General features: G+C 53.2%; 8 protein-coding genes. 4 read left to right on the forward strand and 4 right to left on the reverse strand.

Translation table 11 applies throughout. The annotated features are described in order from the left end of the window. Positions 1 to 120 precede the first annotated feature (120 nt). A complete protein-coding gene (locus tag H6F80_RS14095) occupies positions 121 to 2,403 on the forward strand; it encodes an FdhF/YdeP family oxidoreductase (RefSeq protein WP_190792168.1) in 2,283 nt (760 codons plus the stop codon). A 183-nt stretch (positions 2,404 to 2,586) separates the two neighbouring features. Here the strand turns inward: H6F80_RS14095 and H6F80_RS14100 are convergent, their stop codons facing one another. Beyond that, positions 2,587 to 4,032: a GAF domain-containing SpoIIE family protein phosphatase gene (locus H6F80_RS14100; RefSeq protein ID WP_190792169.1), complete on the reverse strand. Its 1,446-nt coding sequence runs from the start codon at positions 4,030 to 4,032 to the stop codon at positions 2,587 to 2,589. Between the two features lie 159 nt (positions 4,033 to 4,191). Here H6F80_RS14100 and H6F80_RS14105 point away from each other — a divergent pair, with 159 nt between their 5' ends. Together H6F80_RS14105 and ribD are read left to right on the forward strand one after the other, a co-directional pair. Continuing rightward, the gene (locus H6F80_RS14105) at positions 4,192 to 4,404 is read left to right on the forward strand and encodes a hypothetical protein (RefSeq protein ID WP_190792170.1); all 213 of its coding nucleotides are present in this window, start codon (positions 4,192 to 4,194) and stop codon (positions 4,402 to 4,404) included. Positions 4,405 to 4,576: 172 nt separating this feature from the next. Continuing rightward, complete coding sequence (gene ribD, locus H6F80_RS14110) at positions 4,577 to 5,740, forward strand: bifunctional diaminohydroxyphosphoribosylaminopyrimidine deaminase/5-amino-6-(5-phosphoribosylamino)uracil reductase RibD (protein ID WP_190792171.1); 1,164 nt, start codon at positions 4,577 to 4,579, stop codon at positions 5,738 to 5,740. Positions 5,741 to 5,772: 32 nt separating this feature from the next. Here the strand turns inward: ribD and H6F80_RS14115 are convergent, their stop codons facing one another. The 3 genes from H6F80_RS14115 to H6F80_RS14125 form a co-directional block, all read right to left on the reverse strand. After that, a complete protein-coding gene (locus tag H6F80_RS14115) occupies positions 5,773 to 6,003 on the reverse strand; it encodes a hypothetical protein (RefSeq protein ID WP_190792172.1) in 231 nt (76 codons plus the stop codon). A 125-nt stretch (positions 6,004 to 6,128) separates the two neighbouring features. Beyond that, complete coding sequence (locus H6F80_RS14120; RefSeq protein WP_190792173.1) at positions 6,129 to 6,617, reverse strand: GNAT family N-acetyltransferase; 489 nt, start codon at positions 6,615 to 6,617, stop codon at positions 6,129 to 6,131. 187 nt (positions 6,618 to 6,804) lie between these two features. Next, positions 6,805 to 8,184, reverse strand: a complete 1,380-nt coding sequence (locus H6F80_RS14125) for an aminopeptidase P family protein (RefSeq protein WP_190792174.1) — start codon at positions 8,182 to 8,184, stop codon at positions 6,805 to 6,807. Between the two features lie 137 nt (positions 8,185 to 8,321). Between H6F80_RS14125 and H6F80_RS14130 the strand changes: the two genes are divergently transcribed. Beyond that, positions 8,322 to 8,504 (forward strand): sugar phosphate nucleotidyltransferase (locus H6F80_RS14130; protein ID WP_347277879.1); only part of this gene is annotated, 183 nt, incomplete at its 3' end.

An 8,504-nucleotide genomic window follows, 5' to 3' on the forward strand; every position in this document is an offset into this window, starting at 1 on the left:
GTAATCTTTCACGCTACCGTCCGTGGGGGGAATCGGCTACTTTTCAGATAGAGCGATGCGAAGCAGTTCCCCCTGAGCGGTAATCGTCGTTTCACTGTAAACGGTTTGGAGTGAATGCTAATGGATGCCCCAAAGCCCGAAACCGGAGCTGGCCCATTGTCTGCTTCATCGATCGACTCGGATGTGCCTGAGGCAGGCGGCGGATTTCCCATCATTCAATACTGGGCAGAAAAAACGCTGTCTCCAGAGGGTGTGAAACTGTGGCAGACCTTGACCCACAAAAGTGCCTGCCTCTCTTGCGCCTGGGGTACGGGCGGACAAAAAGGCGGCTTCACGAACGAACTGGGCGAAAAAGTGCAGCGATGTATGAAAAGCGTCGAGGCGATCGTTGCCGAACTTCAGCCCGGACTTACGCCCCATTTCTTTGATCAGTACAGTGTTGCCGAACTTCAGCGGCTCACTTCGCTGGAAGCCGATCGCCTGGGACGTTTAAGTTTTCCGGTGATTTTGCGGGCGGGACAGTCGCACTACGAGCGCATTTCCTGGGATGAAGTGTTTAACATTGCAGAAACGGCATTTCGGCAGCCGTCAGAGCGGGTTGCGTCCTACAGTTCCGGGCGATCGTCGAATGAGGCAGCGTTTTTGTTGCAGTTAATGCTGCGGGCAATGGGGTCGAACAATCTGGCGGACTGCTCGGATTTGTGTCATGCGCCTTCCACGGTGGGACTGAAGCAGATGTTTGGTTCCGGTACGTCGATGGTGAGTCTGGAAAGCCTGAAGCAGAGCGATTGTGTGGTGCTGATTGGCTCGAATGCTCCGGCAAACCATCCGCGATTGATGAATGAGCTGATTCAGATCCGCGATCGGGGTGGCAAGGTGATTGTGATCAATCCCGTGATTGAAGTCGGCTTGGTGAAATTCGCTTCGCCTGCTTACCCAATAAAGTCGCTTTTAAGCGGTGGATCAGAAATTTCTTCGCTTTACCTTCAGCCTGTTCCCGGCAGCGATACGGCTCTGTTGGTAGGCATACAAAAAGCCCTGATTGAGCAAAACCTTGTGCGGTGGGATTACCTCAAGGCACACACCGAAGGGTGGGAAGCGGTCGTAGATCAGGCGCGATCGACTTCCTGGGAAACCATTACCTCTATCTGCGGAATCGATCGGGCAGAAATCCAGGTTGCCGCGCAGATGATTGGTACTTCAAAAGCGGTCGTTTTTGCCTGGGCAATGGGCATCACCCACCATAGCAACGGCACGGATAACGTATTCAGCATCGCCAATACTGCCTTAATAAGCGGCAATGCCGGAAAACCGGGTGCAGGCACAATGCCAATCCGGGGACATTCTAATGTGCAGGGTTTTGGCTCGATGGGCGTCACAGTGCGCCTGCGGCAGGAAATTCAGCAGGCCTTAGAAAAACTGCTTGGACGATCGCTCAGTCGCGTTCAGGGCTACGATGCTCGTGCGCTGATGGAAGCCGCTGACCACAATCGAGTCGATATGCTGCTTTGTCTCGGCGGCAATTTTTACGCGGCAAATCCCGATCTGCATCAGGCAAAACGTGCCCTCGGCAACATCGACACCATTTTCTATGTCGCAACCAAGCCCAACCTGGGGCACTTCCACGGATTAGCGCGGCAAAACACCCTGATCCTGCCTGTCTTCAACCGCTTTGAGAATCCCCACCAAACAACCACCGAATCTGGCAACAGTTTCGTGCGGCTTAACGACGAAGGCAAAAGCCATTTGCACGACGCAGACCTGATCTCCGAAGTGGAACTGTTGACCGAAATTGCCCACCGTATTCACGGTACAAATCCCATCAACTGGCGCAAACTGCAGGACACTCGCTACGTGCGCCAACTCATCGCCCAAACCATTCCCGGCTATGAAGCGATCGCCTTGATGGACGACACCCAAACCGAATTTACGATCGCCAACCGGGTCTTCGATCAGCCCACGTTTGCCACTGCTTCCGGCAAAGCTGCAATGTTTACTACACCCCTTCCCCAACTCATGCTGCCCACGCTGCAAGACTTTGGAATTCTTCAGACGAAACAGGCAATGATCTTAATTTTGGGCACGGGCAGAAGCTACTCGCAGCACAACACCGTCGTTTATAAACCAGGAGACAAATATCGCGGAATGCCTCACCGCAACTGTATCTTGATGAATCGATCGGACGCAGCCAAAGCAGGGTTCGAGGAACACCAGCGCGTCACAGTCCAGGGCGATGCCGGAAAACTGGAAAATGTCGAAATTATCTTCGGCGGCATTCGAGCAGGCGCAGCAATGATGTTTTACCCGGAAGTGAATGTCATTTTTAAGGCAAAAATTGATCCTAAGTCAGGTACTCCTGCTTATAAGCGCGTTCCCGTGGCTGTTTACGCTGATGTTTCCTGAGTAACTTCCGTTACTTCTCCCAGAGCAATGATGTCTAGCACGTCACGAACATTTGCTATGAGAGGAACGAGATTAGGGAGTCTATTGCTGGGTGCTACGAGAACAATGACTGCTATTCCAGCTTGCTGCAAGTTCTGTTGATAACGTAAGTTCTGATCTGTCGTAAGCAGACTGGGAGTGAGACTAACCCTCCGCCTGGCTCTGCTCTGGCTTAACCTGCATCACAATGAGCGTCATATCATCATCATTGGTTCGATCGGCTCCCACAAAACGCTGTACCTGATCGAAGAGATATTCCAGGATTGCCTGGGGGGTTTCGCAGTGACGGCACGCCCACTGGAAATGGCGCATCAGATTTCCCTCGTCGAAGCGTTCGCCCTGCTGGTTTGACGCGTCGGTGAAGCCATCGGTGTAATAGATGATGGTGTCTCCGGGCTGAAGCTGAACCTTGTTTTCGTGGTATTTGCTGTCCATATCGAGTCCGATCAGCATTCCGATCGTGTCAAGGCGGACGATCGCTCCGGTGGCTGCCTGCCAGAGCAGGGGCGGGTGATGGGCAGCATTGCTAAAAGACAGGGTGCGGGTCTGCTTGTCGTACTCTGAGTAAAACAGTGTCACGAAGCGGTTAGAGTTCTCCAGATCCGCATACATCACATGATTCAGGTGCTGCAAAATCTTTGACGGCGAGTGGGCGTTGAGCACTTCTGCCCGCAGCATTCCCCGCAGCATGGTCATAATCAGTCCGGCGGGAACCCCCTTGCCCATCACATCGCCGATCGCCACACTCCACTTATCTGACTCGATTTGTCCCGATTTTGTTTTGCGAATCTGGTCATACTTCGCCGGGATGAAATCGTAATAGTCACCGCCTACCCGGTTTGCGGTTTTGCACCGGGCCGCCAGCGATAGACCGTCGATCATCGGACACTGGCGCGGCAAAAGCTGATACTGAATTTCTGCGCCGATTTCGAGTTCGCGATCGAGCCTTTCTTTTTTCCGCAGTTCGACCGTGAGTTCGTCGTTTTCGATCGCTACGGCGGTTTGGTCAGCGACCAGGCGCACCAGCTTTTGGCGGGTTTCTGTCCAGGTGTAGTCGGGGTCGCGGCTGAAAACATAGAGCCTGCCTCGCTCCACGTTTTTCGTCAGAATTGCCGTGCCAAAAAGCTGAACCGAGGTTCCTAAGAAATGATTAACGTGATAATCCAGCGTCGCAGTGCGGTTCGGAATTGCAGTGATTTTGCCGTTGTAGTGGGCATTAGCGACCGCCGTGAGCTGACGGGTTGCAGTCTCGATCGCCACCTTTACATCCTGGCACTGATTGTCTTGACAGTGAAGCCGCTCCAGCCGCATTTGACCGTTAGGCTTAAACAGCACCAGCGCACCCCCATCGGCATCGGTAACTCTTGCCGCAATCAGGGGCGTCAGTTCGAGAAACTGGTTCAGGTTTTTGAAACTGCGAAGCGCAAACCCTAGCGAACTCAGCAAGTCCTGGATTTTGTTTTGCTCCCGGTGCAGCCGCGAAACCAGCTCCTTCAGCGCAAAGACAGGCGTAATGTCTGCTGGCGACGAGGAGCCACCAGGGAAGTCAGACGATTGGGAGGGCTGGCGAGGAGCAGGCACAGCAGTCATGAACTTGGGGAATCTGTGAAAGGAGTAATGACCGGAAAGAAGAGAATTGAAGCGGTAAATTTAGCGGAGCAGGTTTAGTTGGAGGAGGCAAGAAATCAAGGGAGTTCCAAGATAAGGGGAATTGGGGGGTAGCGACAGCATTGGGATAAATTCTAACGAATGCTTGCTCAATTACTATACGGATTTCCCGATTTTCATGGGATTTATCGTTTTGGTGAGTTTAAGCGGGAGAAAACTCTATCAGTAGTGATGTTTCATCCCATTCTTGCTACCGTTGGAGTAGCCGTGCCCCAGCCTGGAACTAGAATCGATCGCCAGATTCAGATTGATTTGCTAAAAGCGATCGCCGTAAGAGGATGGAGCGCTGGTTAAAACCTGGGTGGAAGTGCCTCAAATCAGCAAGCAGCAACCCTTCTGCATCAATTGAGCTGGAACGACCCTAAAGTGCCCATTCTCACTTCCCTTCAATCAAAGAATTATCAAGAATCGTCAAGATATTTTGTGAGCAGTAAAAAGCTCTCCAGAGTAAGGAGCAGATAATGCGATGACTCAAGACCCTCCTGCAAACGATTTGATGTTTCATGATACAGGCGATCTGCTCGATCGGCACACGATGCAGCGATGTCTTGAGCTAGCGCGACAAGCCAGGGGACAAACTGCGCCGAATCCGATGGTGGGTTCGGTCGTCGTGCAAGACGGGGAAATTGTGGGGGAAGGGTTTCATCCAGGAGCCGGACAGCCCCATGCGGAAGTATTTGCCCTGAGAGCGGCAGGCGATCGAGCCGAGGGAGCAACAGTGTATGTCAACCTGGAGCCGTGCAGCCACTTTGGACGCACTCCGCCTTGTGCTGATGCTCTGATTGCCGCCAAAGTGAGCCGAGTCGTGGTGGGGATGATTGACCCCAATCCTAAAGTGTCAGGGGCGGGAGTCGATCGCCTGCGAAATGCCGGAATCGACGTGGTGGTAGGCGTGGAAGAAGCTGCCTGTCGCCAACTCAATGAGGCATTTATCTATCGCATTCTGCATCAGCGTCCGCTGGGAACTTTAAAGTATGGGATGACGCTAGACGGCAAGATTGCCACTACCACCGGACACAGTGCTTGGATCACCAGACCCGAATCGCGGCAGCAGGTGCATTTCCTGCGGGCAGGCTGTGATGCAGTGATTATCGGCGGCAACACAGTTCGGCAGGATAATCCTTTGCTGACCAGCCACGGACAGGGACACAATCCGCTGCGGGTGGTGATGAGCCGATCGCTCGACCTCCCCAGAGTCGCCCAACTCTGGAAGATGACAGAAGCCCCCACCGTTGTTTTTACCGAAGCCGGAGCAAAGCCAGATTTTCAGCAGTTCCTGAGCGATCGCGGCGTAGAGGTGGTCGAAGTGCCCAATCTTTCTCCGGCTGCGGTAATGGCAAATTTATTCGATCGCGGCTTCCTCTCGGTGCTGTGGGAATGCGGCGGTACGCTGGCGGCGGCTGCCATTCGAGACGGGTCAGTGCAAAAAATCCTTGCCTTTATTGCCCCCAAGCTGATTGGCGGTGCGGCGGCTCCTTCTCCGGTCGGCGATCTGGGCTTCGAGCGAATGACCGAGGCGATCGAGCTAGAAGACGTGAAGTGGCAGGCGATACAGAGCAGTTCCCCCGATGGGGTAATCGGGTCTGATCTGCTGGTAGAGGGCAGGATTAAAAGATCGCTTACGTCCTAGGCTGGGGGAGAGGCAGGCGATTCAAAAGGTTCCTATTCGTCGTTGTTGTTTTCGCCGTCTTCGTTGTCTTCGTTTTCATCTTCGTCCTGGTCAGTCACCTTACCCGGTACGTTATTGTCTTCTTCATCGTCCGTGATCTGGGTTGGAGCTGCTCCGGGCTGTTGCAGTCCGCCTTCTTGTTCGGCAGAGCCGCCGCAGCTTGCTAGGGTCAGGCTCAGTCCAGCCACGATCGGCAGTCCCAGTATGAATAGATTCCGTTTCATTAGTCCCAATCTCCCATGCGCTTCATCAGCTTAACTTTGACAGAAGATTGCTGATTAAGACTTGTACTTCTGGATAGAAAGAGTAAAAGAGTATAAGTATTTTTAATGAACTGCATCGAATTTGCTCAGTGCTGTCTGATTCGCTTCACGTAAACTCGATCGCATCTTGCCGTTTCAACGCCTGTCGTAGCCTGATAACCGCTGTTTTCGTAAAGCTGAACTGCCTCCTTCAGCACGGTTGCCGTTTCGATCCAGATTTCCTCATAGCCCTGGGTGACGATCGTGGCTTCTAACGCTTGCAGCAAAAACCGTCCGAGCCCCTGTCCCCGCACTGCGGGAAGCAAATACATTTTGCGAATTTCAACCGCCTGGTTCCCCCTGGCGATCGGATAAAAGGCAGCAGTCCCCACGAGGCGATCCGCTTGCTCGACCACCCAAAATTCGCCCCCGGTTTTCCAGTAGGCTTGCTCCACGTTCAGCACATCCTGATCTGCCCCACAGGGTTCACATCCCAGCCCGTACTCGGTGAGAACAGAAGCAATCAGATCGGCGGCAGTTTGGCGATCGGCAGGTTGCCAGTTGCGGATGCAAAAAGTGCGATAAAAGCGATCCATAAAAGCAGTGAACCGACTGTGCGACTTATGTATCTGTGCGACTTATGTATCTGTGCGACTTATGTATCTGTGTGACTTGTGCATCACTCCTAGAAGATGAGCGGACGTGAGCGGCTGATTTATTGGATTAGACCCGATGCCTATTCCACGGGAAATCTAGAGGTTCAGCATTAAGCAACACAGCGCGTTATGGGTTCGCTAGCATTTGCTCGATCGCTTCAATTTGAGTCGGCAAAGCAGCCGTCAGCACCTCAGAGCCGTTTTCGGTTACTAGCACATCATCCTCAATCCGAATTCCCCGCACGTCGGCAAACTGATTGAGCCGCTCCCAGTTCACCACATTCCGGTAGGTTTCACGCCGCTCTGGGTCATTGAGAATTGCCGGAACTTGATAGAAGCCGGGTTCGATCGTCACTGCCATGCCGGCCTGCAAGGTTCGATCGAGCCGTAAATAGCCCAAGCCAAACCGATCGCTGCGAGTTCTTCCAGGCGCATAACCTGCCAGATCGCCGAGGTCTTCCATGTCATGCACATCCAGTCCGAGCAGATGCCCAATCCCGTGCGGAAAGAACAGCGCGTGGGCATCCTGTTCCACCAAATCTTCGGGTTGACCTTTGAAAATGCCCAGTTCGACCAGTCCTTCTGCCAGCACCTTTGCGCCTAGCAGATGAATCGATCGATATTCCACCCCCGGACGAACTGCCTCAATACAGCGATCGTGCGCTGCCAGTACCACCTGATACAGATCGCGCTGTGTCGGTGAGAATTTGCCCGAAACTGGCCAGGTGCGTGTAACATCCGATGCCCAGCCGGACTCCGCCTCTGCGCCCACGTCTGCCAGCAACAAATCGCCGGGTTTCAAAGGATGGTGATAGCGATCGTTGTGCAGCACTTCGCCCTGAACCGTGACAATACTGCCGTAAGCCGGGGTCATATTGTGCGATAGAATCACGCTTTCCATCACAGCGCGAACCTGTGCCTCATTTTTTGCCTGACGCGTGGCGATTATGCCTGCCCAATGTGCCTCAACGCTGACGGCTGCGGCTTTACGCAGTTCGGCAATTGCCCCCGCATCGTGGATCAGCCGGATCTGGACGATCGCTTCTGCCAGCAATCGATCGCGCTCTTGAAGCTGGTTTGTCGAAGCTATCATGCGATCGAGGATCTGGGACTGCTGAAGCTGAGTGGCAGCATCTTGCACGGGAATCGTCGCCGCATCGTGAACTCTGGATTGAAGCTTCGCGAACGGATAGGCAGCATCTGCGCCAATTTGGGCCGCTAGCTCATCCCGGCGCACCGTTTCTCCATGCCAGAGGATGCTTGCCGGGGTAGGGTCATCGACAAACAGTTCCAGTCTGCCGCCCTCCAGCCGAATCGCCGCATTCTCGATCGGCATCCCTGCAAAGTAAAGAAAATGGCTGCTGGCGCGAAACGGAAAGTGATTTGCCGGAAAATTGCGCGAACTCTGCCGCCCAGACCATAGGACAACCGGAAAATTAACCTGCTGAGCAAGCTGCTGTCTCCGCTGACGCAGAATTTTTGGGAGCGAGGGAAGGAGCGTTTGCATGAATTAAGGCAGTGTTGAAGAAAAATCTAAATTCCATAGGATAATCTTATCCCTTTAGACTATTGCCAACTGCTACCGACAGTTAGACACTGTAGTTGAGGAAAAATGGTGTGTTAATCAGCGGTTAAGAGGTTGTCGTGAAAAAAGTTTTAGCAATCATTCTGGGTGGGGGTGCTGGTACCCGTCTCTACCCGCTCACCAAACTTCGGGCAAAGCCTGCTGTTCCCCTTGCTGGGAAATATCGGCTGATTGATATTCCAGTCAGTAATTGCATTAACTCGGAAATTTACAAGATCTACGTTCTGACGCAGTTTAACTCT

Source organism: Leptolyngbya sp. FACHB-711 (assembly GCF_014695615.1).
GTDB lineage: Bacteria > Cyanobacteriota > Cyanobacteriia > Elainellales > Elainellaceae > Leptolyngbya_A.

Excerpts from the sequence above, each read along its gene's own strand:
- H6F80_RS14095 (WP_190792168.1), top strand. The coding sequence starts at position 121 with ATGGATGCCCCAAAGCCCGAAACCGGAGCTGGCCCATTGTCTGCTTCA.
- H6F80_RS14100 (WP_190792169.1), bottom strand. The coding sequence starts at position 4,032 with ATGACTGCTGTGCCTGCTCCTCGCCAGCCCTCCCAATCGTCTGACTTC.
- H6F80_RS14105 (WP_190792170.1), top strand. The coding sequence starts at position 4,192 with ATGCTTGCTCAATTACTATACGGATTTCCCGATTTTCATGGGATTTAT.
- ribD (WP_190792171.1), top strand. The coding sequence starts at position 4,577 with ATGACTCAAGACCCTCCTGCAAACGATTTGATGTTTCATGATACAGGC.
- H6F80_RS14115 (WP_190792172.1), bottom strand. The coding sequence starts at position 6,003 with ATGAAACGGAATCTATTCATACTGGGACTGCCGATCGTGGCTGGACTG.
- H6F80_RS14120 (WP_190792173.1), bottom strand. The coding sequence starts at position 6,617 with ATGGATCGCTTTTATCGCACTTTTTGCATCCGCAACTGGCAACCTGCC.
- H6F80_RS14125 (WP_190792174.1), bottom strand. The coding sequence starts at position 8,184 with ATGCAAACGCTCCTTCCCTCGCTCCCAAAAATTCTGCGTCAGCGGAGA.